Origin of the sequence: Vibrio sp. 10N.222.47.A9 (assembly GCF_963872585.1) — a bacterium.
Lineage (GTDB): Bacteria > Pseudomonadota > Gammaproteobacteria > Enterobacterales > Vibrionaceae > Vibrio > Vibrio splendidus.
Map to the genome: position 1 here is coordinate 76,039 of NZ_CAWNBB010000036.1, position 26,191 is coordinate 102,229.

General features: G+C 44.7%; 22 protein-coding genes. 17 read left to right on the forward strand and 5 right to left on the reverse strand.

Annotated elements, in window-relative coordinates; all coding sequences use genetic code 11:
• The first annotated feature begins 104 nt into the window (after positions 1-104).
• Both AACT19_RS10880 and AACT19_RS10885 read left to right on the forward strand, forming a co-directional pair.
• Complete coding sequence (locus tag AACT19_RS10880; RefSeq protein WP_004734490.1) at positions 105-512, forward strand: MarR family winged helix-turn-helix transcriptional regulator; 408 nt, start codon at positions 105-107, stop codon at positions 510-512.
• 89 nt (positions 513-601) lie between these two features.
• On the forward strand, positions 602-1,939 hold the full coding sequence (locus tag AACT19_RS10885; RefSeq protein ID WP_076646283.1) for an MATE family efflux transporter: 1,338 nt from the start codon (positions 602-604) through the stop codon (positions 1,937-1,939).
• An 86-nt stretch (positions 1,940-2,025) separates the two neighbouring features.
• On the opposite strand, the gene AACT19_RS10890 is transcribed toward AACT19_RS10885, so the two are convergent.
• The 3 genes from AACT19_RS10890 to AACT19_RS10900 form a co-directional block, all read right to left on the reverse strand.
• Positions 2,026-2,904 (reverse strand): U32 family peptidase, encoded by an 879-nt coding sequence (locus AACT19_RS10890; protein WP_065205110.1) that lies wholly within the window; start codon positions 2,902-2,904, stop codon positions 2,026-2,028.
• 18 nt (positions 2,905-2,922) lie between these two features.
• A complete protein-coding gene (gene ubiU / locus AACT19_RS10895) occupies positions 2,923-3,936 on the reverse strand; it encodes a ubiquinone anaerobic biosynthesis protein UbiU (protein WP_004734487.1) in 1,014 nt (337 codons plus the stop codon).
• A gap of 178 nt (positions 3,937-4,114) precedes the next feature.
• Complete coding sequence (locus AACT19_RS10900) at positions 4,115-6,154, reverse strand: sensor domain-containing protein (protein ID WP_017084241.1); 2,040 nt, start codon at positions 6,152-6,154, stop codon at positions 4,115-4,117.
• 258 nt (positions 6,155-6,412) lie between these two features.
• On the opposite strand from AACT19_RS10900, the gene ubiT reads away from it, so the two are divergent.
• The 12 genes from ubiT to deoD all read left to right on the forward strand — a co-directional run bounded on the left by ubiT (position 6,413) and on the right by deoD (position 17,524).
• Positions 6,413-6,940, forward strand: coding sequence for a ubiquinone anaerobic biosynthesis accessory factor UbiT (ubiT, locus tag AACT19_RS10905; RefSeq protein WP_004734485.1), 528 nt, complete (start codon positions 6,413-6,415; stop codon positions 6,938-6,940).
• Positions 6,924-7,427, forward strand: coding sequence for a GNAT family N-acetyltransferase (locus tag AACT19_RS10910; RefSeq protein ID WP_004734484.1), 504 nt, complete (start codon positions 6,924-6,926; stop codon positions 7,425-7,427). The genes ubiT and AACT19_RS10910 overlap by 17 nt, the downstream gene beginning before the upstream one ends.
• Positions 7,428-7,581: 154 nt before the next feature.
• On the forward strand, positions 7,582-7,980 hold the full coding sequence (locus AACT19_RS10915) for a DNA polymerase III subunit psi (protein ID WP_076646288.1): 399 nt from the start codon (positions 7,582-7,584) through the stop codon (positions 7,978-7,980).
• The gene (gene rimI, locus AACT19_RS10920; RefSeq protein ID WP_029222735.1) at positions 7,973-8,428 is read left to right on the forward strand and encodes a ribosomal protein S18-alanine N-acetyltransferase; all 456 of its coding nucleotides are present in this window, start codon (positions 7,973-7,975) and stop codon (positions 8,426-8,428) included. The genes AACT19_RS10915 and rimI overlap by 8 nt, the downstream gene beginning before the upstream one ends.
• Before the next feature lie 173 nt (positions 8,429-8,601).
• Positions 8,602-10,182: a peptide chain release factor 3 gene (prfC, locus tag AACT19_RS10925; protein WP_004734481.1), complete on the forward strand. Its 1,581-nt coding sequence runs from the start codon at positions 8,602-8,604 to the stop codon at positions 10,180-10,182.
• A gap of 105 nt (positions 10,183-10,287) precedes the next feature.
• A complete protein-coding gene (locus AACT19_RS10930; RefSeq protein ID WP_157936472.1) occupies positions 10,288-10,443 on the forward strand; it encodes a DUF5363 family protein in 156 nt (51 codons plus the stop codon).
• Positions 10,424-11,236 carry a TatD family hydrolase gene (locus tag AACT19_RS10935; RefSeq protein WP_076646285.1) on the forward strand — a complete coding sequence of 271 codons (813 nt, stop codon included), beginning with the start codon at positions 10,424-10,426 and terminating at the stop codon, positions 11,234-11,236. Before AACT19_RS10930 ends, AACT19_RS10935 begins: the two co-directional genes overlap by 20 nt.
• A 204-nt stretch (positions 11,237-11,440) precedes the next feature.
• Positions 11,441-12,703 (forward strand): NupC/NupG family nucleoside CNT transporter, encoded by a 1,263-nt coding sequence (locus AACT19_RS10940; RefSeq protein ID WP_017080006.1) that lies wholly within the window; start codon positions 11,441-11,443, stop codon positions 12,701-12,703.
• A gap of 523 nt (positions 12,704-13,226) precedes the next feature.
• On the forward strand, positions 13,227-14,003 hold the full coding sequence (deoC, locus tag AACT19_RS10945) for a deoxyribose-phosphate aldolase (protein WP_017080007.1): 777 nt from the start codon (positions 13,227-13,229) through the stop codon (positions 14,001-14,003).
• A 111-nt stretch (positions 14,004-14,114) separates the two neighbouring features.
• Positions 14,115-15,443, forward strand: coding sequence for a thymidine phosphorylase (deoA, locus tag AACT19_RS10950; protein ID WP_026012373.1), 1,329 nt, complete (start codon positions 14,115-14,117; stop codon positions 15,441-15,443).
• A 76-nt stretch (positions 15,444-15,519) separates the two neighbouring features.
• The gene (locus AACT19_RS10955; RefSeq protein WP_076646286.1) at positions 15,520-16,740 is read left to right on the forward strand and encodes a phosphopentomutase; all 1,221 of its coding nucleotides are present in this window, start codon (positions 15,520-15,522) and stop codon (positions 16,738-16,740) included.
• Between the two features lie 64 nt (positions 16,741-16,804).
• Positions 16,805-17,524, forward strand: a complete 720-nt coding sequence (deoD, locus tag AACT19_RS10960; protein WP_004734474.1) for a purine-nucleoside phosphorylase — start codon at positions 16,805-16,807, stop codon at positions 17,522-17,524.
• 245 nt (positions 17,525-17,769) lie between these two features.
• On the opposite strand, the gene AACT19_RS10965 is transcribed toward deoD, so the two are convergent.
• Positions 17,770-18,381: a YtjB family periplasmic protein gene (locus AACT19_RS10965; RefSeq protein WP_017080011.1), complete on the reverse strand. Its 612-nt coding sequence runs from the start codon at positions 18,379-18,381 to the stop codon at positions 17,770-17,772.
• A gap of 109 nt (positions 18,382-18,490) precedes the next feature.
• On the opposite strand from AACT19_RS10965, the gene serB reads away from it, so the two are divergent.
• The gene (serB, locus tag AACT19_RS10970) at positions 18,491-19,471 is read left to right on the forward strand and encodes a phosphoserine phosphatase (protein ID WP_004734472.1); all 981 of its coding nucleotides are present in this window, start codon (positions 18,491-18,493) and stop codon (positions 19,469-19,471) included.
• A gap of 89 nt (positions 19,472-19,560) precedes the next feature.
• On the opposite strand, the gene AACT19_RS10975 is transcribed toward serB, so the two are convergent.
• A complete protein-coding gene (locus AACT19_RS10975; RefSeq protein WP_004734471.1) occupies positions 19,561-21,909 on the reverse strand; it encodes a PilZ domain-containing protein in 2,349 nt (782 codons plus the stop codon).
• Positions 21,910-22,070: 161 nt separating this feature from the next.
• Between AACT19_RS10975 and radA the strand changes: the two genes are divergently transcribed.
• Together radA and fusA are read left to right on the forward strand one after the other, a co-directional pair.
• Positions 22,071-23,453, forward strand: coding sequence for a DNA repair protein RadA (gene radA / locus AACT19_RS10980; protein ID WP_054541846.1), 1,383 nt, complete (start codon positions 22,071-22,073; stop codon positions 23,451-23,453).
• Between the two features lie 234 nt (positions 23,454-23,687).
• Positions 23,688-25,775, forward strand: coding sequence for an elongation factor G (fusA, locus tag AACT19_RS10985; protein WP_004734469.1), 2,088 nt, complete (start codon positions 23,688-23,690; stop codon positions 25,773-25,775).
• The last annotated feature ends 416 nt before the right edge of the window (positions 25,776-26,191 follow it).

A 26,191-nucleotide genomic window follows, 5' to 3' on the forward strand; every position in this document is an offset into this window, starting at 1 on the left:
GGGGGGGGGGGGGGGGGGGGGCTCGTTTTTGATTGCATTTTATTTAAACAAGATTAAAATAGTTAGCCTTGCTAACTAAATGTAAATTCTGTGGTTGGAAATCTATGCTGGACCAAAATCTAGAAAAAATTGAACGCTTTGCTTCTAAGATATGGCGAACTCAAGTTAATGAAGATCCTATCTGCCAGTTGAGCTTCAATGAGTACGATTATTTGAAGGTCATTCAAGCATCGTTAGAGCCTATTCGACTAACAGACCTCGCTATTGAGATGCAGGTGACAAAGCCTTCTGCGACGACTATGGTTCAAAGGCTAGAAAGAAAAGGTCTAGTTGAGCGCAAAGCGTCTCTTGAAGATGCGAGATCAAAGCTGGTGATTTTGACCCAAAAGGCTGAAGTCGGTTTGGAAGAAGAAAGTAAAATCTATCAGGTCATGGCACAGATACTGGAAAGTCGCTTGTCTGAGCAAGAATCCCACCAGCTGAACCTATTATTAAACAAGGCTTTGAAATAAATAATTTAGATATTTAGTTAGCCTTGTTAACTAGTTTTACGAGTCATATCCCATTGATATGCGACTCACTGAAGAAAGTAGAGTAAGAAATGAGTAACTCAATTAGTCGTCAATTCTGGCGATACACAATTCCTACGGTAGCGGCCATGTTAGTTAATGGCCTTTACCAAGTGGTGGATGGTATTTTCATTGGCCGTTATGTAGGGGCCGATGGACTTGCGGGCATTAACGTCGCGTGGCCTGTTATTGGGTCGATCCTCGGTATTGGTATGCTTGTGGGAGTGGGGACGGGTGCCCTTGTCTCGATCCGTCAAGGCGAAAAAGACACCAAAGGCGCTAAGCAGATCTTAGCAACCGGTCTAACATTGTTGTTGGCGATAACCCCCATTGTTTCTGGATTGTTGTTTCTGTTTGCCGATGACTTCTTGCTTTGGCAGGGTGCTGAAGGGCGAGTGTATGAACTAGGCCTGCAATACTTACATATTCTGATTGGTGCTAGTGTCTTCACTTTAGGCTCTATCGCGATGCCGTTTTTACTGCGTAACGATGACAGTCCTAACTTGGCCACCATACTGATGATTGTCGGTGCGGTGATTAACATTGTATTGGATTACCTATTTATCGCGCAGCTTGGTTGGGAGTTGAAGGGTGCAGCATTGGCAACCGCAATTGCTCAGTTTATGGTAACGGGTTTGGGGTTGGCTTATTTTTTCTCACGTCGAGCAAACTTACGTTTACGTTGGAATGAACTGAGACTGAAGTTATCGGTGATTCCTGAAATCTTCGCCATTGGTACCTCGAGCTTCTTTATGTACGCTTATGGTTCGATGATGGTGGCGCTGCACAATGCCTTGTTCTCTCAATATGGCGACCAGCTGATGATTGGTGCTTACGCTATTTTGGGCTACATAGTGACGGTTTATTATCTCACAGCGGAAGGTATCGCCAACGGCATGCAGCCATTAGTGAGCTACAACCATGGTGCGCGTAATCAAGCCAATATTCGTAAGTTACTTAAGATTGCGATGGTGAGTTCAGTATTGATCGGTGTCGCGTTTGTATTGCTGCTGAACGCATTCCCACGTGAGTTCGTTTCTGTGTTTAGTTCGGATGAACCTCAGCTAGTTGAGTACACAGTGTTGGGTATCCGACTGCACATGTTTGCACTGGCGCTTGATGGCTTCTTGGTGGTAGCGGGTGCTTACTATCAGGCGGTGAACAAAGGCAGTAAAGCGATGTTTGTGACGATAGGCAATATGCTTATCCAATTACCTTTCTTGTACATCATGCCTAAATTGTACGGTGTGCCGGGGATTTGGATTGCCTATCCACTGTCTAACATCGCGCTAAGCGTAGTGGTTATGATTATGCTCTATAAAGACGTAAAGAAGCTCGACGATGCGCCGCTAGAAACAGTGACAGCATAGGTCGCTTTTCTTGAGTTAAATAAAAAAAGGTCTAGCGATTGCTAGACCTTTTTTGTATCTGTTGCTGGCTAGTTCAATTCGAGGTACTAGATGTTCTTAACGTCTAAACCCGCAAGCTGATGCCAATAACCGTTGCATTGGCGGCTTTCAATGGTCTTTGGGTTTTGACCTTGTTCGTTAGCTCTGAAGTTATTGATTTCAGAGAAGGTATCGATGCCCAATGGGCTTAAACGAACCACATCAACCAAGTCATGCATGCTCGGTAGATCATTGACTAGGTTGTAGCAGTAACCGGATTGAGTTTGAATACCGTTAAGGTTAAAGACTGACTGGCCTTCTTGGCTATCGACCTGTAGGCCGGTAGGGTATTTGATGCAGCAGGTTTCGCAATCGTCTTTGGCTTTGTTTTCTGCGCGAGCGGTAAAGCATCGTGCTGAGTAAGCAAGCGGTAGGTAGCCGTGGCTAAATACTTCTACTTCGAACTTATTACGGATATTAAGCTCTTCGCACTGTGTCATTACGTTGCTTAGCCATTCGCGAGAAAGCTCAACAGGCATACACCAACGCGTCATACCTTGTTTCAAGAACAGGTTCAGAGTACGTGCGTTGTAGGTGTTAACCGCCGGGCCAACCACAAAAGGCACTCTGCTTTCGCTTGCTAATTGAATCGCAGACACGTCGTTGGCTTCAATCGCAAAGTCACCGTTATCAATGTACTTCTTCATGATGTTGACTTCGCTTGGTGCTTCTAGCAATGCCATGGTGGAAAGTACGACTTGCTTACCTGAAGCCGACAGCTCTTTGGCAATATCCATCCAGTGTTTTGCTTTCATCTCACGACGCTTTGAACACACGGCTTCACCTAGATAGATGATATCAGCAGAGCTTGATTTCGCTTGTTCATAGAAGCTTTCAACGTCTTGTTTTGGCCAAAAATAAAGAAGAGGGCCTAATGCGTATTTCATTGAGTTCTCCATTTGGCTCTATTGCCATTTACGGTGATAAGCGCCAAGCGTGGTTTGTGTACCTTCAGATACATTCGCCAGTGTCGCATTCCAAGCTTGTTCCACTTGGTATTGTTCTGGGTTCGCTAAGTAGCGGTCGATAGCTGCGCGCCAAGTACGAGTCACTTGCTCGACATAAGCCGGGCTACGTTGGCGACCTTCAATTTTCACTGAGGCAACGTTGGCAGCAAATAGCTCAGGAAGCATAGACAGTGTGTTGAGGCTGGTTGGCTCTTCAAGTGCGTGATAGCGTTTACGCTCACCATCGATTTCTGCTTCAAAGCGGCCTTTACACAGCGTTGGGTAGCCCGCGTTTTCGCCGGCTACGTACTTGTCGATAAGAATCTCATTCAAGCGTGACTCTAGGCCTGTTTCTGTTTCTTGCCAGCGAACGTATTTTGCTGGAGAACAAGCACCAACGGTATTGGGTGATTCGCCGGTCATATATGAAGAGAGGTAACAACGACCTTCCGCCATGATGCACAAACTACCAAAAGCGAATACTTCAAGGTCAACGTCAGAGGTGATGTTACGAGAAAGCTGTTTGACCTGATGAATCGACAATACGCGAGGCAATACCACACGCTTTACATTGAAGTTCTTGTGGTAGAAGTCGATTGCAGCCGCATTGGTCGCAGAAGCTTGAACCGATAGATGCAATTCTAGTTCTGGATATTTGTTTGCTGCGTACTCAAGCACTGCGATATCAGCAATGATCAGCGCATCAACACCTAGTGCTGCGGCGTTGTCTACGGCATTTGTCCAGCGTTCGAAGCCATTTGGGTGAGCAAAAGTATTTAAGGCAACGTGAATTTTCTTGTTGCGGTCATGCACATATTGCACAGCACGATCGAGCTTTTTACCCGCAAAGTTAAGGCCTGCAAAGTGTCGGGCATTGGTATCGTCTTTGAATCCGATATAGACAGCATCCGCACCACAATCAATAGCGGTTTTCAAAGCAGGTAAGTTACCCGCTGGGCATAAGAGTTCCATTTGCTCACTACCAGTAGAATGAAATTGAAGCGAGTATTTTATGAAGAATTATGAATGACGGAATTGATGTAAGGCAGGTTTAGATGGATAAATCTGCTTTTACTCCGTTTGGGGTACTGACTAGTAAGGCTTTTGTGCTTTGGTGTAGCTTTTGACTGGGGGATAGTTGAATCGTGTACTAGTTCTTATGGCGACGATTTTGGGCAAACAGCTCTTCGACGTCTTGTTTCGGTTGTGGGCGATAGAAGTGGAAGCCTTGAATGGAGCTACAGTTGAGGTTTGATAGAAGCGTCGCTTGTTCACTGGTTTCGACGCCTTCTGCCACTACGGTTAAATCGAGAGATTTACCTAGGTTGATGATGTTTTCAATCACAGTGATTTGCTTTGGTAGCGTATCGATATCAGAAATGAAAGCGCGGTCAATCTTAAGCTCATCAATTGGGAAGCGAGCCAAATAAGACAGAGAAGAGTAGCCCGTACCAAAATCATCGATAGATAAAGCAAAGCCGAGTTTCTTTATAGCGTTAAGCATTTGAAGTGTGTGTTCACTATCACTCATCACCGCGCTTTCTGTCAGCTCAAACGTAATTGCACTAGGGTCAAGCTCTGTTGAACGAAGTAACTTTTCAACGTAATCAATCAGTTTCGGGTTACCAAATTGCTCTGGAGACAAATTGATAGCCACTCTACCTGGAAGGATACCTTGCATCTTCCAACGCTTAACCGTGGCAAATACTTCACGCATTACTACACGACCAAGCTGTTCGATAAGACCAGCTCGTTCCGCAACTGGGATAAATGCGGCAGGGCTGATGTAGCCTTCTACTGGGTGCTTCCAGCGCACTAACGCTTCTGCACCGTTGATGGTGAAATCACGCGCGTTGACCTTAGGTTGATACCAAACCTCAAGTCCATTCTGTTGCAGTGCTTTTTGCAGCTCTATCTCCAACCACAATCGCATACGCGCTTCTTTGTTCATCTGTTCGTTGAACTTGATCAGGCGGTTACGTCCACGATCTTTCGCTTCATACATTGCGGTGTCTGCATTTTGCAGCAAGATACGAGCATCGGTGCCATCTTGAGGAAAGCTCACGCTGCCAATCGAGCAGGCTAAGCGCTTACTAAAGTGGTGAAGATCGAAGGGTTGATTGATCAGGGAAATGATCTTTTCAGCGAGCATTTCAGGCGTTCGCTGATGTTCAGGTTCTGGCAGGATAATACCAAACTCATCCCCGCCTAAATGACCAATAACGGCCTGACGAGGCAGTAAACGTTTTAGGCGTGAAGCGACCTCTTTAATCACTTTATCGCCAATGTGATGACCGAGTGAATCATTGATATTCTTAAAGTTATCAATATCTAAGTAGAGCATCACAACTGGCGTATCGTTTTGAATGAACTGCTCAAGACGTTTGGTGAACCCAACTCGGTTGTAGAGCTTGGTCAGTGCATCGATGTAGGCATCTTCACTGTTTGCAGGCGTATACTGCTTTGTGGTCTCTTGTGCATCTTGGATAAGCACCAGCTGAGTGTTACTTCCAAGAATAGTGGTGGAGTCGATGTTGAGTTGAACCTTACGTTCAAAGCCGCATCGGGCACCCGTTAAGCAAACCAAACCAGACTCAGAAATAATAGAACTGAGGTTATTATTGAAGACTGTTTTGGTTTGTTCATCGATGAATAATCGTCCCAACTCTTCGCCAATTAACTCGGTGGTGGAGTTAAAGCCGAGCAAGCGTGCTGCTGCTGGGTTTGATGACAAGATGTAGTCACTTTCAACTAACAGTAATCCGTCAGGGAGTAGGTGAGATAGCTTGTGGAATTTCGCTTCGGATTCTTCTAAAGAACGGGCAAGTACTTGGTTTTCTGATGTGTCGAAGGCATGAAAGACAATGTAGTCGGTTTTGTTGCCATTCGTCAGCGGAGATAGGCTGAAATGAAGGCTGGTATCGAGGTCAGTTTCGTTGAGCGTGACTTCGGCCTCAATCGTTTCACCATTGAATGCACGCTCATAGTAAGGCTTAAGGTGTTGGTAGAATTGCTCACCTAATGTTTGGCGGTCATTCATGCCAGCAAGCTCGGTTTTACTCAAACCAGCAATATCGCAGTAACGCTCATTAACCATAAAATAGTTATGTTGGGCGTCAAGTACCGCAAAAAAGAACGGACTGTTTGCTGTTAGCTGGGTAAACCAATGTTGTAGTTGCTGGGGAGGCATCAAAGTACTACCAATTCTCCAAGAGCTTGAATATTCACTATCGATAAATATTTATTACTTTTTGTGTGGCTATCGATATTTACCTGTGAGTGCAGCGATCCGCTGTAATTCTCATGACCTGAGTTACTATAACTGTGATTTTCAGGATATTAAAGGTCGAGTATCAAACCGAAGTTAATTTGATACATAACAGTAACTGAGATTTCAACATCATCTATGATGCATTCCATATTATTGACAAAGTTACGGATAAGTCACGTGATAAACAAGATTCGCACTCAACTAGTTCAAAATGCCGCATCAATTTTGCGATCTCCAGTCCAGTTATTGCCTAAAACAGTACAAAAAAGAGCCTTGTTGGAGGCACTTAAGAATGTCTTTAAGGAAGCTTTAGAGGACGGTGACTTTGAATTCTTAGAAGACAAGTGGCTTAAAGTCTCAATAAAAGATATGGGGTTAAGTTGGTGTATTAGCTATCAAAATGAGCAACTAGTTGTAGCTGATAACGAGGTTGTTGAAGATGTAAGCTTTAGCGGAAACCTTAACGATCTTGTGCTGATTGCCGGGCGTAAAGAAGACCCAGATACGCTTTTCTTTCAACGTAGACTGTCTATTGAGGGCGATACCGAGCTTGGTTTAGAAGTCAAAAACTTGATGGATAGCGTAGATTTAGACGTATTGCCGACTCCTATGAAAACTTTGTTAAATCAATTAGCTGATTTTGTGCAGAAGGGAGTACAATCCCCAGATACACAAAGTGAGGTAATGAATGCTTATTCGAACTGAAGCACCGGCAGATATACTTGTCATTGATCGTTTATTGAAATCTGTTTTTGAAACAGATGCAGAAGCTAATTTGGTTATGAGCTTGCGTGAGAATAGCCATTTAACGCTATCGCTGGTGGCTTGTTCTGATGAGGGCGAGGTGGTTGGTCACCTGATGTTTAGTCCTATCACTCTCCATGGTGACGATCATAACTGGCAGGGACTTGCGCCTCTAGCAGTCAAAGAAGAGTACCGCAATCAAGGTATTGCCAAATCACTGGTTGAAGACGCATTTTCTACATTGGTAGATTTCGGTTACCCAGCCTGTGTTGTGCTTGGTGATCCTGCTTACTACGGCCGCTTTGGTTTTAAGGCTGCGAGCGAGTTTGGCCTGAGTTGTGTTTGGGATGTACCTGAAGGTGCTTTCCAAGCGATTGAGTTGGTAGAGGGTGTGTTTGCTGGGCATTCTGGTGAGATTGCTTACAGCCCAGAGTTCAACGACTTATAAGCTGATTTACCACGTAATCCGATACAAACTGATTTAGTCTAAATAAAGGAGCTTGATGCTCCTTTATTTTTTGTTAGTATCAGCCCCAATGAGCTTCTTTTCAGTTCGCTCTAAGAAGAGCAATACCAACAAACCTAAGGTTACACCGCTAGATATGTCACAAACACACGCACAATACCTGCAAGATATGGGCATCAGCCAATGGGAGCTTAGTCACCCAGAGCGTTTGGTTGGCTACGAATCTGAATTGATTCCACTATCGAGCGACTGTAAGTTGCTACTGGTTTCGCCTGAAAAACCTCAGGAAGATCTCGCTGTGATGTTTGAACGCGTACTTAAAAGTATCAAGCTCGACTTATCTCAGGCTTTACACCTTCAACCACAACACTTGTCTGCTGTGGATTTAGGTTCGGTTGAATGGGTATGGTTTGCTGGTTGCGAATCTGCCCATGAACTGAAGGCAAAAACACTTCAATCTCCATTACTGTCTGACATTAACGGTAATAACCAACATCGCCGCGACTTATGGCAACAAATTTGTGCTTATGACTAATCAACTTTTACCAACTTCAGAACAACACCTAGACGCAATTTGGCAAATTGAGCAGACCGCGCATTCTCATCCTTGGTCTGAAAATATGATCCGTGATCTTAATAGTCGTGGAGGCAGCCACCGTGTTTTAGAAGTCGATGGAAAGGTTGTCGGCTATTTCTATGCTCAGAACATTGTCGGTGAAGTGACTTTGCTGACGATAGCGGTTGACCCTAAGCAGCAAGGTAAAGGCTACGGCAAGGCTTTGGTTGAACACTTTCTCGATATGTGTGAACAAGCTGACGCGGAAAGTGCTTGGCTGGAAGTTCGCGAAAGTAATGTGAATGCTTTCAATCTTTACGAGAAGGCTGGCTTTAATGAAGTTGACCGTCGTCGTAACTATTACCCAACCAAGCAAGGCAACGAAGATGCGATCATTATGAGCTATCTTTTTATGTCGTTTAGTTAGGGCGTGTTACGTCTTTTAGCCGACTAGATAACTAACCATAGAATTAGCCACAAAATAGGGTGTAAACTGACCCTTTAGAAAGTGACTCGCTTTCTGTATAATCCGCACACAGAATTCAAGGGCAAGTATTATCTACTTGCCCTTTTTACGCTTTAGATCAGCAAAGGGCGACTATGTCTTTCCAACAAGAAGTGAGCAAACGTAGAACGTTTGCAATTATCTCTCACCCGGATGCGGGTAAAACCACGATTACTGAAAAAGTTCTTTTATTCGGAAACGCAATTCAAAAAGCGGGTACCGTAAAAGGTCGTGGCTCTAACCAGCACGCTAAATCTGACTGGATGGAGATGGAAAAAGAACGTGGTATTTCGGTAACCACGTCGGTAATGCAATTCCCATATAATGATTGCCTAGTAAACCTACTCGATACTCCAGGACACGAAGATTTCTCGGAAGATACGTACCGTACACTAACAGCGGTTGACTCTTGTTTGATGGTTATCGATGCTGCGAAAGGTGTCGAGGATCGTACTCGTAAACTGATGGAAGTAACGCGTCTACGTGATACTCCAATCGTAACGTTTATGAACAAACTTGACCGTGACGTTCGTGACCCAATGGAAGTGCTTGATGAAGTGGAAAGCGAGCTAGGTATGGCTTGTGCTCCAATCTCATGGCCAATCGGTTGTGGTAAAGAGTTTAAAGGTGTTTATCACATTCATCGTGATGAAACGATCTTGTACGAATCTGGCCACGGCCATGAGATCCAAGAAGTTCGCATCATTAAAGGTTTAGATAACCCTGAACTAGACGAAGCTGTTGGCGAAGATCTGGCGAGCAGTGTTCGTGAAGAGCTTGAATTGGTTATTGGCGCATGTCCTGAGTTTGATCTCGATTTGTTCCTTGCTGGTGAACTAACGCCTGTTTACTTCGGTACAGCATTGGGCAACTTTGGTGTTGACCACATGCTAGATGGTTTGACTAAGTGGGCTCCGGGCCCTCAAACTCGTCAGGCTAACGAGCGTGATGTTGAAGCGACAGAAGAGAAGTTCTCTGGCTTCGTCTTTAAGATCCAAGCAAACATGGATCCAAAGCACCGTGACCGTATCGCATTCATGCGTATCGTTTCGGGTACTTACAACCAAGGTATGAAGATGAATCATGTTCGTACTGGTAAGAACGTAAGTATTTCGGATGCGGTAACTTTCATGGCGGGTGACCGTGCGCGAGCTGAAAAAGCGTATGCTGGTGACATCATTGGCTTGCATAACCATGGCACAATCCAGATTGGTGATACCTTTACTCAAGGCGAAAGCTTGAAGTTCGCTGGTATTCCAAACTTCGCGCCTGAGCTATTCCGTCGTATTCGTCTACGCGATCCACTAAAGCAGAAGCAACTTCTAAAAGGTTTGGTTCAGCTTTCTGAAGAGGGCGCAGTACAAGTATTCCGTCCTATGCAGAACAACGATTTGATCGTTGGTGCGGTTGGTGTACTTCAGTTTGACGTAGTTGTAGCGCGCTTGAAAGCGGAATACAACGTAGAAGCTATCTACGAAGGTGTTAACGTTGCAACAGCTCGCTGGGTTGAATGTGATGACGTGAAGAAACTAGAAGAGTTCAAACGTAAGAACCAAGCTAACCTAGCGTTAGATGGTGGTGATAACCTGTCTTACATCGCACCTACAATGGTGAACTTGAACCTAGCTTCTGAGCGTTTCCCCGACGTTCAGTTCCGAGCGACGCGCGAGCACTAATTTCTCCGCGCTCTATTCGAGTTAAACAAAAACGTCTATTGTTCTGCAGTAGGCGTTTTTTAATACGTGCTGTTTGAGGATGAATACTGAGGTTTGAGCATGAGTATTTTGGGTTGGGTTAAAGCTTGGGTTAAGAAATACGATAAGTGGTGTGAAGAGCTTGGTTTAACGCCTGAGAACAAGCGCAGTTGTGTTGCTTATCGTCGTGATCCCCAAGGGAAACAAACAGAGAGTAGGGAAGATGACACAGCAAATAAGTGACTTTCCGCTGTTTGATACCCATTGCCATGCGGACTTTGGCATCTTTGAGCAAGGTATTGCACTTGATAAAGGTATTGAAGGTTACGTTAAAGAGGCGAAACAAGCACACGTCGAGAAGATTCTTATTCCTTCTATTGGCCAAAGTAACTGGTCGAAGCTCGATAAAATCGCCAAATCTTACCCTAATGTTTACTACGCCTTAGGTTTCCACCCTTACTTTTTAGAGCAAGCCAATGACGAGCAATTCTCAGAGCTTCGCCAATTACTCTCATCAAGAACCGGTCAATGCGTTGCGATAGGAGAGTGTGGTCTCGACTTTTTTGTCGATGTCGAGCGGGAGAAACAAGAACGCTTTTTCATCCAACAAATGGAGCTAGCGAAGGCATTTGAGCTGCCTTTGATCATCCATGAGAGGAAGTCTTATAACCGACTCATTGAATTATTAAAGCAGCACAAGTTCACTTTTGGCGGGGTGATTCACGGTTTTTCAGGGAGTGAACAGCAAGCTTTGGCGTGGATCAAGCTCGGTTTCTATATTGGTGTCGGTGGAACGATTACTTACCCAAGAGCACAAAAAACACGCACAACCATCGCAAAACTGCCTCTTGAATGCTTGGTATTGGAAACGGATGCTCCGGACATGCCCATGTATGGAAACCAAGGAAATGTTAATCATTCCAAACATTTAGTTACGATCTTAAATGAACTATTTTTGCTTAGAAAAGAGCCAAAGCAATCGGTTGCAGCGCAAATTTGGCAAAATAGCCATCGTGCATTCGGTATATGTGAATAAAATCGAAGGTTTTTGTTTATCGTTTGCGTAAATCGCACTGAGCTTGTGATTTGGTTCACATTTGCGTGTGAATGGTACATGAATCTTGTACGAAAGTGTGAGGACGGCATTACTTTATTAGTGGTCGCATGAGTATAATTGCCTCCGCTTTATAGCCCCATTTTGTAACACGCCAATAAATAACTAATAAGGAAGTCATAAACTATGAGCCTGTTTATGAGCCTCGTCGGAATGGTTGCACTGATTGCAATCGCAGTACTACTATCTGACAACCGCAAAGCTATTAATCTAAGAACAGTGGGTGGCGCTTTCGCTATCCAATTCGCACTTGGTGCATTCGTACTTTACATCCCTTGGGGTCGTGATCTACTTGCAGGTTTCTCTGCTGGTGTAGCAAACGTGATCGACTACGGTAAAGACGGTACTGGTTTCCTATTCGGTAGCCTAGTTAACTTCTCAGTTGACGGTATCGGTTTCATCTTTGCTTTCCAAGTACTACCAACTCTGATTTTCTTCTCTGCACTTATCTCTGTACTTTACTACATTGGTGTAATGCAAATTGTAATCAAAGTTCTTGGTGGTGGTCTTCAGAAAGCTCTAGGTACTTCTCGCGCCGAGTCTATGTCTGCAGCAGCAAACATTTTCGTTGGTCAAACAGAAGCACCTCTAGTTGTTCGTCCTTTTGTTCCTAAAATGACTAACTCCGAACTATTCGCAGTAATGTGTGGTGGTTTGGCTTCTGTAGCTGGTGGTGTACTAGCAGGTTACGCATCTATGGGTGTACCTCTAGAGTACCTAGTTGCAGCGTCATTCATGGCAGCACCTGGTGGTCTACTCTTCGCTAAAATCATCAAGCCTGAAACTGATGAAGTTGACGAGAACCTAGGTTCAGACATCGACGGTGGCGACGACAAGCCTGCTAACGTTATCGATGCAGCTGCTGGCGGTGCGTCAGTTGGTCTACAACTAGCACTTAACGTTGGTGCAATGCTACTAGCATTCATCGGTCTAATCGCTCTTATCAACGGTATCCTAGGTGGCATCGGTGGTTGGTTCGGTATGGAAAACCTAACTCTAGAACTTCTTCTAGGTTGGATCTTCGCACCGCTAGCATTCATCATTGGTGTTCCATGGGAAGAAGCAACTATCGCTGGTTCTTTCATTGGTCAGAAGACAGTTGTTAACGAATTCGTTGCATACCTAAACTTCGTACCATACATCGGTGAGAACGCTCAAATCGTTGAAGCGACTGGCCAAGTAATGTCTGTTAAGACTCAAGCAATTATCTCGTTCGCTCTATGTGGTTTCGCAAACCTTTCTTCAATTGCGATTCTTCTAGGTGGTCTAGGTGGTATTGCACCAAGCCGTCGCCACGACATCGCACGTATGGGTGTTAAAGCGGTTGTAGCTGGTACTCTATCTAACCTGATGGCAGCAACAATTGCTGGCTTCTTCCTGTCTTTCTAATCAGTTAGAAATCGATATATAGACGCCATAATAATATCGCCCCGTAGCAAGAAATTGCTGCGGGGCTTTTTTGTTTTTGGGCCTAGTGATTTTGAGCATTAGCATGAGTGAATGCTTGGAGTCGAAAATGGGTCTAGAATGTTTTTTTGAGATACAAACCGTTTGCGTTCTAAGGAGCACTACAATTTATTGATGGATACCTATAATGTATAAGCTTAAGGGACAGGATGTCTCTTGTTGGCAAGAAAGTAACTGCTTGGATTTATCTAAAGGTTATTCTTCTGGGATTAAGCCAAACTTAGCGATACGCTATAGATGTTAGACACAACATGACTGATTTGTTGTGCCATAGACCAAACTGGTACTGTGCGGTGACAAGGATTGCAATTGATAGCGAAAGTTATCAAGTCTTCAGGGAACCAAGTCCGTTCATTTGTGACTACTGAGCATTACTAAAATATCCATCTCTACTGGATGGGTGGCGAAGTAGTTAACTATTTGAATATATTGATCGGAGATAGAAATGAGCGATTTAAAAGCAGCAGCTCTACGTGCACTTAAACTTATGGACCTAACGACGCTAAATGATGACGATACTACTGAAAAAGTAGTGGCGCTTTGTCATGACGCGAAGACTGCAGTTGGTAACACCGCTGCAATCTGTATTTACCCTCGCTTCATCCCAGCCGCTAAGAAGGCGTTGCGTGAGCAAGGTACTCCAGAAGTACGCATCGCGACTGTAACTAACTTCCCTCATGGTAATGACGACATCGAAATTGCTGTTGCAGAAACGAAAGCAGCGGTAGCGTACGGCGCAGACGAAGTTGACGTAGTATTCCCATACCGTGCTCTTATTGCTGGCAACGAAGAAGTTGGCTTTGAGCTAGTTAAGCAATGTAAAGCCGCTTGTGGTGACATCACGCTTAAAGTGATCATCGAAACTGGTGAGCTAAAAGAAGAAGCACTTATCAAGAAAGCTTCTCAGATCTGTATCGAAGCGGGTGCAGACTTCATCAAAACTTCAACAGGTAAAGTGCCAGTAAACGCGACTCCTGAGTTCGCGCGCATGATGCTTGAAGTTATTCGTGACATGGGCGTGGCTAAAACTGTTGGTTTCAAACCAGCTGGTGGCGTACGTACAGCTGAAGATGCTCAAGCTTACCTAGCAATGGCTGATGAGCTACTAGGCGCTGAATGGGCAGACAACATGCACTACCGTTTTGGTGCTTCAAGCCTACTGACTAACCTTCTTAATACATTAGAAGTGACAGACGAAACTGCTGATCCAGCAGCATACTAATTTACCCATTCGGGTATATAACAATTAAGTCTGTTTGATGGAGTGACGTTAAGTCACTCCATATTACCTCTTTCCCTACACACCATACTCACTAGAGTTTGGGAGGCACTAATGTATCTACCTCAAGAAATTATTCGCAGAAAACGTGATAACGAAGTACTGACCACAGAAGAAATTAACTTTTTCATCCAAGGTGTCGCTAAAAACACGGTTTCTGAAGGCCAAATTGCCGCATTCGCAATGGCTATCTTTTTTAATGAAATGACGATGCCAGAACGTATCGCACTAACATGTGCAATGCGTGATTCAGGCATGGTGATTGACTGGAGCCACATGAACTTTGATGGCCCAATCGTTGATAAACACTCTACTGGTGGTGTTGGCGACGTAACTTCTTTGATGCTTGGCCCTATGGTGGCAGCATGTGGCGGTTTCGTTCCAATGATCTCTGGTCGTGGTTTAGGCCACACTGGCGGTACGCTAGACAAGCTAGAATCTATCCCTGGTTACAACATTACACCAACCAACGATGTGTTTGGTGCCGTAACCAAAGAAGCTGGCGTGGCGATCATCGGCCAAACTGGCGACCTAGCACCTGCTGACAAGCGTGTTTATGCGACTCGTGACATCACAGCAACAGTAGACAACATCTCACTGATCACCGCTTCAATCCTATCTAAGAAACTGGCCGCTGGTCTTGATTCTCTAGTAATGGACGTAAAAGTCGGTTCAGGCGCATTCATGCCAACGTATGAAGCATCTGAAGAGTTAGCAAAATCTATTGTTGCAGTAGCAAACGGTGCAGGCACTAAAACAACAGCAATCCTAACGGACATGAACCAAGTTCTGGCTTCTTCAGCGGGTAACGCAGTTGAAGTCCGTGAAGCGGTTCAATTCCTAACAGGCGAATACCGTAATCCACGTTTGTTGGAAATCACGCTAGCGTCGTGTGCGGAAATGTTGGTGCTGGGTAACCTAGCAAAAGATTCAGATGAAGCGCGTGAAAAACTGATGGCAGTACTGGATAACGGTAAAGCAGCAGAGTGCTTCGGTAAGATGGTAGCGGGCCTTGGTGGTCCAGTAGATTTCGTAACGAACTACGATAACTACCTAGAAAAAGCAGAAATTGTTAAACCAGTGTACGCCCTCGAAAGCGGTGTAGTATCAGCGATGGATACGCGTGCAATTGGTATGGCTGTCGTTGGTATGGGCGGTGGTCGCCGCGTAGCAACAGACAGCATTGATTACGCAGTCGGTTTTGATAGCTTCATTCGCCTTGGCGAAGTAGCAAGCGATGATAAACCATTAGCAATGATTCATGCTCGCAATGAACAACAGTGGCAAGAAGCTGCGACGGCATTACAAAATGCAATCACTGTGGGCGGAGAATATACAGCAACGCCAGATGTTTACCGTCAGATTCGTTCTGAAGACGTGTAAATAACAGATATCGGTATACCTCGTGTATACCGATAAACAGAGTTCTGCTGCAAAGAGCAATAAGTTGGTGAAGAAAATGAAAAGAGCATTTATTTTAGTTTTAGATTCATTCGGTATCGGTGAAACAGCGGATGCTGACACATTCGGCGATGTAGGTTCGGATACAATGGGTCACATTGCTGACCATTGTGATCAAGGCCTTGCAGACAACGCGGATCGTAAAGGTCCACTAACGCTGCCAAACCTGTCTAAGCTAGGTTTAGCGATGGCTCACAAAGAGTCGACAGGTCGCTTTGCTCCTGGTATGGACGCAGACGCTGAGATCATTGGCGCTTACGGTCATGCTGCTGAGCTGTCTTCTGGCAAAGACACGCCATCAGGTCACTGGGAAATCGCAGGTGTGCCGGTATTGTTTGACTGGGGCTACTTCACTGACAAAGAGAACAGCTTTCCAAAAGAACTGACAGATCGCATCCTTGAGCGTGCTGGCCTATCTGACTTCTTAGGTAACTGCCACTCATCGGGTACAGAAATCCTAGATAACCTAGGTGAAGAACACATGAAGACTGGCCTGCCAATCTTCTACACTTCTGCAGACTCTGTTTTCCAGATCGCATGTCATGAAGAGACATTCGGCCTACAAAACCTATTAGATCTTTGTCAGATTGCTCGTGAAGAGCTAGCTGACTACAACATTGGTCGTGTTATCGCTCGTCCGTTTATTGGCGCAGGTAAAGGTCAATTCGAACGTACTGGTAACCGTCGTGACCTTTCTGTTGAGCCACCAGCGGCGACGGTACTTCAGAAACTGGTTGATGAGAAGGGCGGTAACGTTCACTCAATCGGTAAGATCTCTGATATCTACGCAGGTTGTGGTATCACTCAGAAAACCAAAGCAACAGGTATTCCAGCGCTATTTGAAGCAACTAAAGAAGCGATCACTGAAGCGGGCGACAACACTATCGTGTTCACTAACTTCGTTGATTTCGACTCAGCATACGGCCACCGTCGTGATGTTGCCGGTTATGCAGCTGCGCTAGAGTACTTCGATGGCCGCATCAATGAAATCATCGATATGATGAAAGAAGAGGACGTGCTTATCCTAACTGCAGACCACGGTTGTGACCCAACATGGCCGGGTTCAGACCATACTCGTGAACATATCCCTGTGATTGTTTACGGTAACAAGGTTCCAGCAGGCTCTCTAGGCCGTCGTGATACCTTCGCTGATATCGGTCAAAGCTTAGCGTCATACTTTGGCACATCGCCAATGGGATACGGTACAAGCTTTCTATAATGGTTAACTAAGAGAGAGGGAAACCTCTCTCTTCTTTTTTGTTTTGAGATTAAGGATATTTTCAATGGCTACTCCACATATTAATGCTGAAATGGGTGATTTCGCTGACGTAGTTCTAATGCCTGGCGATCCGCTACGCGCTAAATACATCGCTGAAACCTTCTTAGAAGAAGTGGTTCAAGTGTGTGATGTTCGTAATATGTTTGGTTACACGGGTACTTACAAAGGTCGTAAGGTTTCGGTTATGGGGCACGGTATGGGCATTCCATCTTGTTCTATTTACGCGACTGAGCTGATCAAAGACTTTGGTGTGAAAAAGATCATTCGTGTCGGCAGTTGTGGTGCAGTGAGTGAAGATATCAAAGTGCGTGATGTGGTGATTGGCATGGGCGCGTGTACTGACTCAAAAGTGAACCGTATTCGCTTTAAAGGCCATGACTTCGCGGCTATCGCAGATTACAAAATGGTGCGTGCGGCAGAAGATGCAGCAAAAGCGCGTGGTGTAGACGTAAAAGTGGGTAACCTGTTCTCGGCGGAGTTGTTCTACACGCCAGATCCAGAGATGTTCGAAGTGATGGACAAATACGGCATTGTTGGCGTCGAGATGGAAGCGGCAGGTATCTATGGTGTGTGTGCTGAATACGGCGCAAAAGCTCTGACTATTTGTACTGTTTCTGATCACATCAAAACTGGTGAGCAAACCACATCAGATGAGCGTCAAACGACCTTCAACGACATGATGGTTATCGCACTAGACTCTGTGCTTCTTGGTGATCAAGAGTAAGAGTTACTTTGTGGTTTAAGTCGTTTCTAGCTCTCGAGTAAATATAGCTAGCCAAACTAACAGATAACAAAAAGCCCCGTCGCTGCCTGAGCGTCGGGGCTTTTTATTGGTAATGATGTATTACTGAGCGCTATTTCTTGGATTCTGAAGGCTATGTGATTTCAATCGAAATAATTCATCTTGCCTAATCCGAGGTTTTTATTTCGTGATTTCAAGACCCAAGACCCAAGACCCTATGACAAAGCTTATGAGTTTGCATTCTTAAGCAGCAAGTTCTCACCAGACTTGGTTTTTCTTCTACGAATGAGCATGACAAACAGCACGCCACTGACAAACCCCATCAACACCATGCCGATCATGTAGCGATCACTTTTACGATAATGGTGATCAGAAATCGCCGTCATCTTACCTGTTTCAAAGGTCACACGAATGAATCCAATGATCGCTTTCTCTGGAGAGTAGATAGGTTCAACTAATTGCTGTCTGCCGATACTTGCTGTTGAAAGTGGCGTATCTAAGCCTAGAACTTCGCGTACTGAGAGTGCTTTTTCACTCGAAGCCAGTCGAATCCCCTCTGCATCGTATATAGTGGTATCGAATACCAAGCGATCCTGAGACAGTTGATTGGTGAGATCAAGCAGTCGCTCTTGGTCTTGTTGTGTGATCGCTTTACTGGCAGAAAGTGATGCCTGAGAGATAAGCAACTTAGTCAGCGTTTCTAGCTGCTTTGCTTGGATCTTCTCGTTACCTTTACTGATCACGACTGTATTTTTAATCGTTACAACGAACATAGTAGCCAACAAAATGAGGGCTAGCATTCGTAAAGCGTTACGTATTGAGAACAATGATTCATTCATGTTTCACGAAGCCTGAAATAAACAAATGTTATGATTAAGACATATTGAGACTTGCGTTTTCAAATTGCAATAGGTTAACGTTTAGCATAGTTAATTAGGAATCATACACATGGACGCTCAGAAATATCTGCCGATTAAAAGGCATACGACATTATTAACTCGACTCCCCGAGACTCGTTTCGCTTCTCAACTCGCTAAAGCCAAAGCAAACTGGATTGTATTCGGTGAGTATCTATCACCACAATCATTCGATGACATCGATTTTTTCACAGGCACTTACAACACCATTCTTGATACGTGGAAGGTAGGGCATTATGAAGTAGCTTTGATGTCAGGCAACCTAACACCAGCGCACGAAGAAATCCTACAGGCCTTAAAGCTTGATTATGCTTGCCTTAGCGAGGTCCCAGACCTATCTAAGCCAGGTTTGATTGTAATGGATATGGATTCCACAGCGATTCAAATTGAATGTATCGATGAGATTGCAAAGCTAGCTGGAGTGGGGGAATTAGTCTCTGAAATCACCGAGCGAGCAATGCAAGGTGAGCTCGACTTTGAACAGAGCCTACGTCAACGAGTAGGCGCACTGAAAGGTGCGGATGAATCTATTTTGGAGCAAGTGCGTCAATCATTGCCATTCATGCCAGACTTGGTTGAGCTGGTGAATACTCTGAATAAGCTTGGTTGGAAGACGGCAATTGCTTCAGGTGGCTTTACTTACTTCTCTGACTATCTGAAAGATACGCTTGATCTTGACCACGCTCAGTCAAACACGCTTGAAATCATTAATGGTAAATTGACGGGTGAAGTCTTAGGCGATGTTGTTTCGGCGCAGACTAAAGCGGATATCTTGGTAGAGTTGGCTGAAGAGTACGAATTGGAACTGCATAACACTGTTGCCGTTGGTGATGGTGCTAATGACTTGGTTATGATGGGTTCTGCAGGTTTAGGCATCGCCTACCATGCGAAACCAAAAGTAGAGCAACAAGCTCAAACCGCTGTGCGTTATGCCGGTTTAGGCGGGGTACTTTGCATCTTGTCGGGTGTGTTAGCTAAGCAGCAAAAAATCAGCTGGCAAGCGAAGCCTTAGTCATATTTAGGGCGGTATAACGGATACAAAAAAAGCAGGCTATCAGCCTGCTTTTTCTATTTGTGTCTCTGGAATATGGATGAACTGAGTTAGCGTGTCAGCTCCAATCGAATCAACACTTCATCGGTAATATCTTCTATCTCACCATAACCAATAAAAGCCGTGACCTCATTCTCTAGCTTCTTAGCTTGGTGCATGCTGATGCGTGAGAGCTCTTCTAAATCAGACTGGAATAAACTCGTTAGCGGATTAAAAATAGGTGCAGTAGTGACTCGTAGTACATACACGTCACCTAAATGCTGAGCTTTCTTGATGAATAAGATGCGTTCCTTTGCCGAGGCGAAGTCTTTGACCAACTTCGTGTGTACGGATTGGATCTTGTCGCCAAACTTAACTGCAGCAATATAGACATCATGGTGTTTAGGCTCAGCACCTTCAATTCTTTTCAGTGGTTCAGCCAACAGCGAGTTAGAGTGCCCTTTGAAAATAGGTTCGAGTGAGAACTTTTGGTTGTGGCCAAGCTTAGCTAGCAGTGCTAAGTGTTTATTCAGAGGGAAGTTTACGCCAATGATCTTACAACGCAGTGTTGAGCCCGGTTTATCAATGAATATTGGGTTGCTGACCATCTTGCTCAGCAAAATGTTGTGTAGAGACTCGAGCAGAGAATGTGTTGGCAGTATCTCTTTTTTCTTAATCAACTTGCTTTGGTTTTGATCGATCAGCCCATTGAGAAAGGCGATAGTACGCATTGTCTTCGTGTTCTCGGCGATAACCAACTGCACGTTGCGACCATTCGGGCTGACTCGAATCACGTGGTAAGGCACGGTGCTTAATGGCAGGTTTTTGTCGTAGAGCTGCAGTTCATTGAAGTTTACTAATACCGGGTCATTAATCTTGAGTACCATCGGATGCTCAAGAGCAATGCTGAGTCCACGTTTTGAGATGTCTAAGGTATGTCCGTTAGCCGCGGCGCCATCTTGTGAGGTGAGCTGTAACGGTGACTTAAATTGATACCTCGGTTCTTTGCGACGAGTTTGAGAGTCGAAGTAGATACTTTGAATATTCCCCACTACAGAACGCGGATGACGGAAGCGGTTCAGTTCACTGCTTGGAATGCGCGGTTTTTCACTCAATAGATAGTCAGCCGCACTTTCGTGATCGCCAATCTCTTGCAAGATTCCACAATGCGTCAGTTGTGCTGAGCTTTGAGCTAACGTATCCGAGTGCTTGGCTAAGGCTTGTCGCTCAGTGTCTGAAAGTTCGAACACCGAGAACTTGAACGCCTTCCAGCTTTTACGTTTACCACCGATGTGCCAGAACAACTGTCTTTGCTCTCGAGAGGCTTCAGGAAGCATCATTGAGTAGAATAAGGTCTTGTCTTGATGCTCATGAGTAAACGAGTAAATAACGTTACTGGTTCCCTTTACGCCAGGTTTAGCCAGCAAATTCATTCGTTGTTCGTTGAACAGGGTACCCAGAGCTTGTTGGTTTCGCTCATCGTGCCAGTATTGCCACAGCGGATGGTTGTTATCCGTAAGTAGAGCAAGCTTTAGTTCACTGCCGCTAAAGAAAAGAGGAAGATTACAGGTGTGTTTGAGATAGGTGTGTTCGATACCTCGAGTACGAGTTCGAATGATTCTATCTTGATTCTCATGGCTGGTTTTCTTGCTTGAGCTATTCAAAGACTCATCAAGCAAGCGGGCTACAATATTGTTATTGCTTACCTTGATGGTTCTTAAAAATTTGACGGCGTTATTCTCGTAAGACTCATCAATGCCCAGAACGCGGAATTCGACCGCTTGGTAAACATCGTTTTCTTGCGACTTTTCGATAAGCTCTGTGAACTTAACGCTGATGATCTCACCGAGGTTGTACTTAAAGGCGCTTGGTACCTTGAATTTTGCACCTGACGGGGAAATATCAACCGTCACACCGTGTAGGCTTTGGCCTTTAGATGTGGTGATCTCAACCTGTGAGCTAATCTTTAGTCTGTTTTCTTGACGCTTTAAGTCGTAACCGAGGTTAATGGCTTCCGCTTCATACGGGCTATTAGCGTTAGTGAGATCTTGATTATGTTGAGACGAGGTTTTAACGATATTACGAAGTGGCTGAGTTCGCGGAGTCATCACTAACTCCCACGCGCCCTCTGTATAGCCTTTAAACTTTTTAGTACCACGTTGATACGCGTTCAAAGCAATATCATCAAGCCAGTGTTTACGACCATCTAACGTAAATTGACGACATTCAGTGTCAATACGTCCGCGTAAATCAATGCTCTTTGTGCACGGAGCCATGATACGATTCAGTTCCATTTTAACGAGCAATTTCAGAGACGGGGATTCACCTTCTGTCATTTGAGAAAGAAGGAAGTCGAAATCCTCAGCGTGGTAGGCTGGGATGAGTCGCTCTGCTACAGATAGAATTTCAGATTGCTGCATACTTTTCTTGTTAGAATGGACGGTACGTTTATGTTATCGACTAGTTTAAATCGATCTTTAAGTATAAGTGGTATGACTGCAACTTTTATTTTCACCCGTACGGTCAAATAAGTCACAAATTGACAACATCATTGTGTAACTGAGTAAATTATTGAGGTTTTATGGCAAAGGCAAAACGAGCTTATGTGTGTAATGACTGTGGTGCTGACTTTCCACGTTGGCAGGGGCAGTGCAATGCATGTGGTGCTTGGAACACGATTACCGAAGTTAGGTTAGCTGCTTCACCTCAAGTTGCGCGTAATGAACGACTCAGTGGTGGTTACGCAGGTGGGGCAACAGAATCGAGCGTTCAGACATTATCGGAAATTAACCTGCAAGAAGTCCCTCGCTTTAGCAGTGGTTTCAAAGAACTCGACCGCGTGCTCGGTGGTGGTGTCGTACCTGGCGCTGCAATTCTGATTGGTGGTAACCCTGGTGCCGGTAAATCAACGCTGTTATTGCAGACCATGTGTCAGCTCTCTTCTCAGTTGCCAACACTTTATGTCACAGGTGAAGAATCACTGCAACAAGTCGCGATGCGAGCCTCTCGACTCGGTTTACCGAAAGAACATCTCAAAATGCTCTCTGAAACCAATGTTGATAAGATCTGTCAGATTGCCGAAAAAGAGCAACCTAAGATCATGGTTATCGACTCAATCCAAGTTATGCATGTCGCTGATGTTCAATCGTCTCCGGGCAGTGTGGCGCAGGTGCGCGAATCGGCAACAGCATTAACGCGCTATGCGAAACAGAACAACGTTGCGGTGTTCTTGGTGGGACACGTAACTAAAGACGGCACATTAGCGGGGCCAAAAGTACTGGAACACATTATTGACTGTTCCGTGCTGTTAGATGGCGGAACCGATAGCCGCTTTAGAACGCTGCGCAGTCACAAGAACCGTTTTGGTGCGGTCAATGAGTTAGGTGTGTTTGCAATGACAGGCCAAGGCCTGAAAGAAGTCAGCAACCCATCGGCTATTTTCTTGTCTCGCGGCGAAGAAGAAACCTCGGGCAGTTCGGTCATGGTTGTGTGGGAAGGGACACGTCCGCTTCTTGTTGAAATCCAAGCGCTGGTGGACTATTCCCAGCTCGCTAATCCACGTCGTGTTGCTGTTGGTCTAGAGCAAAACAGGCTTTCACTGTTATTAGCCGTGCTGCATAAACATGGTGGCTTACAAATGGCTGACCAAGATGTGTTTGTGAATGTCGTCGGTGGTGTTAAAGTAACCGAAACCAGTGCCGATCTCGCATTGGTGATGGCACTACTTTCTAGTTTCAGAGATCGCGCATTACCAAAAGATGTGGTGGTTTTTGGCGAAGTAGGCCTAGCGGGTGAGATTCGACCTGTACCGAGCGGGCAAGAGCGCTTAAATGAGGCATTTAAACATGGCTTTAAGAGAGCGATTGTTCCGGCGGCCAACATGCCAAAAGGGGGCATTCCAGGAATGCAGATCCACGGTGTGAAAAAATTATCAGAAGCAATTAATGCTTTTGATGAGTTGTAATTGAGCTCACTTCAGCTACTCTATACAGCAGAAATTCAGTCTAACTTAAACGCTATTTTCGCTTTAAGTTAGCACTAAACTTAACAATCATTTAGATTGTTTCTACAGATTGCCTTTTTCTATATGTTAGAAAAAGGCAAAGTTTTTTAGTCCCAAATGCATGCAAAGCTATCAGTCTTCACAGATTGTGATATACTCTGCGCGCATTTTATATCCTATTAACAGAGTAAGACAATGGCAGATTTATCGAAATACAGAAACATTGGTATTTTCGCGCACGTTGATGCGGGTAAAACAACTACCACTGAGCGTATCCTTAAGCTAACTGGTCAGATCCACAAGACTGGTGAAGTACATGATGGCGAATCAACTACTGACTTCATGGAACAGGAAGCTGAGCGCGGAATTACTATCCAATCAGCAGCTGTAAGCTGTTTCTGGAACGGTCACCGTCTAAACGTTATCGATACTCCTGGACACGTTGACTTCACAGTTGAAGTATACCGTTCTCTTAAAGTACTTGATGGCGGTATCGGTGTATTCTGTGGTTCTGGTGGTGTTGAACCACAATCAGAAACTAACTGGCGCTACGCTAACGAATCAGAAGTATCTCGTCTGATCTTCGTTAACAAACTAGACCGTATGGGTGCAGATTTCTACAACGTTGTTGACCAAGTTAAAAACGTTCTAGGCGCAACTCCTCTAGTTATGGTTCTACCAATCGGCCGCGAAGATGAATTCGTGGGTGTTGTAGACCTTCTAAGCCGTAAAGCATACGTTTGGGATGACACTGGTCTTCCTGAAAACTACGAAATTCTAGATGTTCCAGCGGACATGGTAGATGACGTAGAGCAATACCGTGAAGAGCTAATCGAAACTGCTGTAGAGCAAGACGATGACCTAATGGAAGCTTACATGGAAGGTGAAGAGCCTTCTATCGAAGACATCAAGCGTTGTATCCGTAAAGGTACTCGTGACCTAGCGTTCTTCCCAACTTACTGTGGTTCTGCATTCAAGAACAAGGGTGTTCAAATCATTCTTGACGCTGTTGTAGATTACCTACCTTCTCCAACTGAAGTTGATCCTCAACCTCTAATGGACGAGAACGGCGAAGAAACTGGCAACCACGCTATCGTTTCTACTGAAGAAACGTTTAAAGCGCTTGCATTCAAAATCATGGATGACCGTTTCGGTGCTCTAACTTTCGTTCGTATTTACTCTGGTAAATTGAACAAAGGCGACACGATTCTTAACTCATTCACAGGTAAAACTGAGCGTGTTGGCCGTATGGTTGAGATGCAAGCTGATGACCGTAACGAACTAACTAGCGCACAAGCTGGTGACATCATTGCGATCGTTGGTATGAAGAACGTGCAAACAGGTCACACTCTATGTGATCCTAAAGATCAAGTAACGCTTGAGCCAATGGTATTCCCAACTCCAGTAATCTCTATCGCTGTATCTCCAAAAGATAAAGGCGGTTCTGAGAAAATGGGTATCGCTATCGGTAAAATGGTTGCAGAAGATCCATCTTTCCAAGTTGAAACTGACGAAGAAACTGGCGAAACTATCCTGAAAGGTATGGGTGAGCTTCACCTAGACATCAAGGTAGATATCCTTAAGCGTACTTACGGCGTTGACCTAACAGTTGGTGCTCCTCAAGTTGCTTACCGTGAAACTATCACTCAAGCAATTGAAGATAGCTACACGCATAAGAAACAGTCTGGTGGTTCTGGTCAATTCGGTAAGATCGATTACCGTATCAAGCCTGGCGAACCTGGTTCTGGCTTTACGTTCTCTTCAAAAGTTGTTGGCGGTAACGTACCTAAAGAATTCTGGCCTGCTGTTGAGAAAGGCTTTGGTGGCATGATGGAAAACGGCGTACTAGCTGGCTTCCCTACGCTAGACGTTGAAGTTGAACTTTACGATGGTGGTTTCCACGCAGTCGATTCATCTGCAATCGCATTTGAAATCGCAGCGAAAGGTGCATTCCGTCAATCTATGCCTAAAGCTGGCGCGCAACTTCTTGAGCCAATCATGAACGTTGACGTATTTACTCCAGAAGATCACGTTGGTGATGTTATCGGTGACCTTAACCGTCGTCGTGGCATGATCAAAGATCAACAAGCTGGCGTAACTGGCGTTCGTATTAAAGCTGACGTACCACTTTCAGAAATGTTTGGTTACATCGGTCACCTACGTACAATTACTTCAGGCCGTGGCCAATTCTCGATGGAATTCGCACAGTACTCTCCATGTCCAATGAACGTGGCAGAAGAAGTAATCGCTAAAGTTAAAGCAGAAAAAGAAGCTGGTAAGTAATTAGCTCTTTTCTAAATTAACTAAAAAAGCCCCGCAAGTGAAAGCTTGCGGGGCTTTTTGTATCAACTTAACCAATGTTGTTCTCATATCTTAAGTGTTTATATCTAAACGCTTAAAGTTACTGGAAATGCATCAGTTCCTTTTCGTAGGATAGTGATAAAGCCATATACGATGTTCGTTACAGTTTGGAGGTGTTTTCCTTTGTCCACTGACTAAACCGTAGGTTTCTTCATCACGTGTATCTATGGCATAGCTTTAACTTCAACTGTTATCGTATCTTGATATTTGCCAGCTCTCGCGAAGTCGATGTTACCTAGCATTACTTCAAGGGGAACCCCCCAACGTTTGGTTTCATCATTGTTTGAGAAGGTAAAAATTGACTTCTGCTTTACCAAGGCGCTGACGGATCCCCTCAT

What these genes read in the sequence shown, in the direction of transcription:
- AACT19_RS10880 (WP_004734490.1), top strand. Translation starts at nt 105, where the DNA reads ATGCTGGACCAAAATCTAGAAAAAATTGAACGCTTTGCTTCTAAGATA.
- AACT19_RS10885 (WP_076646283.1), top strand. Translation starts at nt 602, where the DNA reads ATGAGTAACTCAATTAGTCGTCAATTCTGGCGATACACAATTCCTACG.
- AACT19_RS10890 (WP_065205110.1), bottom strand. Translation starts at nt 2,904, where the DNA reads ATGAAATACGCATTAGGCCCTCTTCTTTATTTTTGGCCAAAACAAGAC.
- ubiU (WP_004734487.1), bottom strand. Translation starts at nt 3,936, where the DNA reads ATGGAACTCTTATGCCCAGCGGGTAACTTACCTGCTTTGAAAACCGCT.
- AACT19_RS10900 (WP_017084241.1), bottom strand. Translation starts at nt 6,154, where the DNA reads ATGCCTCCCCAGCAACTACAACATTGGTTTACCCAGCTAACAGCAAAC.
- AACT19_RS10910 (WP_004734484.1), top strand. Translation starts at nt 6,924, where the DNA reads ATGCTTATTCGAACTGAAGCACCGGCAGATATACTTGTCATTGATCGT.
- AACT19_RS10915 (WP_076646288.1), top strand. Translation starts at nt 7,582, where the DNA reads ATGTCACAAACACACGCACAATACCTGCAAGATATGGGCATCAGCCAA.
- rimI (WP_029222735.1), top strand. Translation starts at nt 7,973, where the DNA reads ATGACTAATCAACTTTTACCAACTTCAGAACAACACCTAGACGCAATT.
- prfC (WP_004734481.1), top strand. Translation starts at nt 8,602, where the DNA reads ATGTCTTTCCAACAAGAAGTGAGCAAACGTAGAACGTTTGCAATTATC.
- AACT19_RS10935 (WP_076646285.1), top strand. Translation starts at nt 10,424, where the DNA reads ATGACACAGCAAATAAGTGACTTTCCGCTGTTTGATACCCATTGCCAT.
- AACT19_RS10940 (WP_017080006.1), top strand. Translation starts at nt 11,441, where the DNA reads ATGAGCCTGTTTATGAGCCTCGTCGGAATGGTTGCACTGATTGCAATC.
- deoC (WP_017080007.1), top strand. Translation starts at nt 13,227, where the DNA reads ATGAGCGATTTAAAAGCAGCAGCTCTACGTGCACTTAAACTTATGGAC.
- deoA (WP_026012373.1), top strand. Translation starts at nt 14,115, where the DNA reads ATGTATCTACCTCAAGAAATTATTCGCAGAAAACGTGATAACGAAGTA.
- AACT19_RS10955 (WP_076646286.1), top strand. Translation starts at nt 15,520, where the DNA reads ATGAAAAGAGCATTTATTTTAGTTTTAGATTCATTCGGTATCGGTGAA.
- deoD (WP_004734474.1), top strand. Translation starts at nt 16,805, where the DNA reads ATGGCTACTCCACATATTAATGCTGAAATGGGTGATTTCGCTGACGTA.
- AACT19_RS10965 (WP_017080011.1), bottom strand. Translation starts at nt 18,381, where the DNA reads ATGAATGAATCATTGTTCTCAATACGTAACGCTTTACGAATGCTAGCC.
- serB (WP_004734472.1), top strand. Translation starts at nt 18,491, where the DNA reads ATGGACGCTCAGAAATATCTGCCGATTAAAAGGCATACGACATTATTA.
- AACT19_RS10975 (WP_004734471.1), bottom strand. Translation starts at nt 21,909, where the DNA reads ATGCAGCAATCTGAAATTCTATCTGTAGCAGAGCGACTCATCCCAGCC.
- radA (WP_054541846.1), top strand. Translation starts at nt 22,071, where the DNA reads ATGGCAAAGGCAAAACGAGCTTATGTGTGTAATGACTGTGGTGCTGAC.
- fusA (WP_004734469.1), top strand. Translation starts at nt 23,688, where the DNA reads ATGGCAGATTTATCGAAATACAGAAACATTGGTATTTTCGCGCACGTT.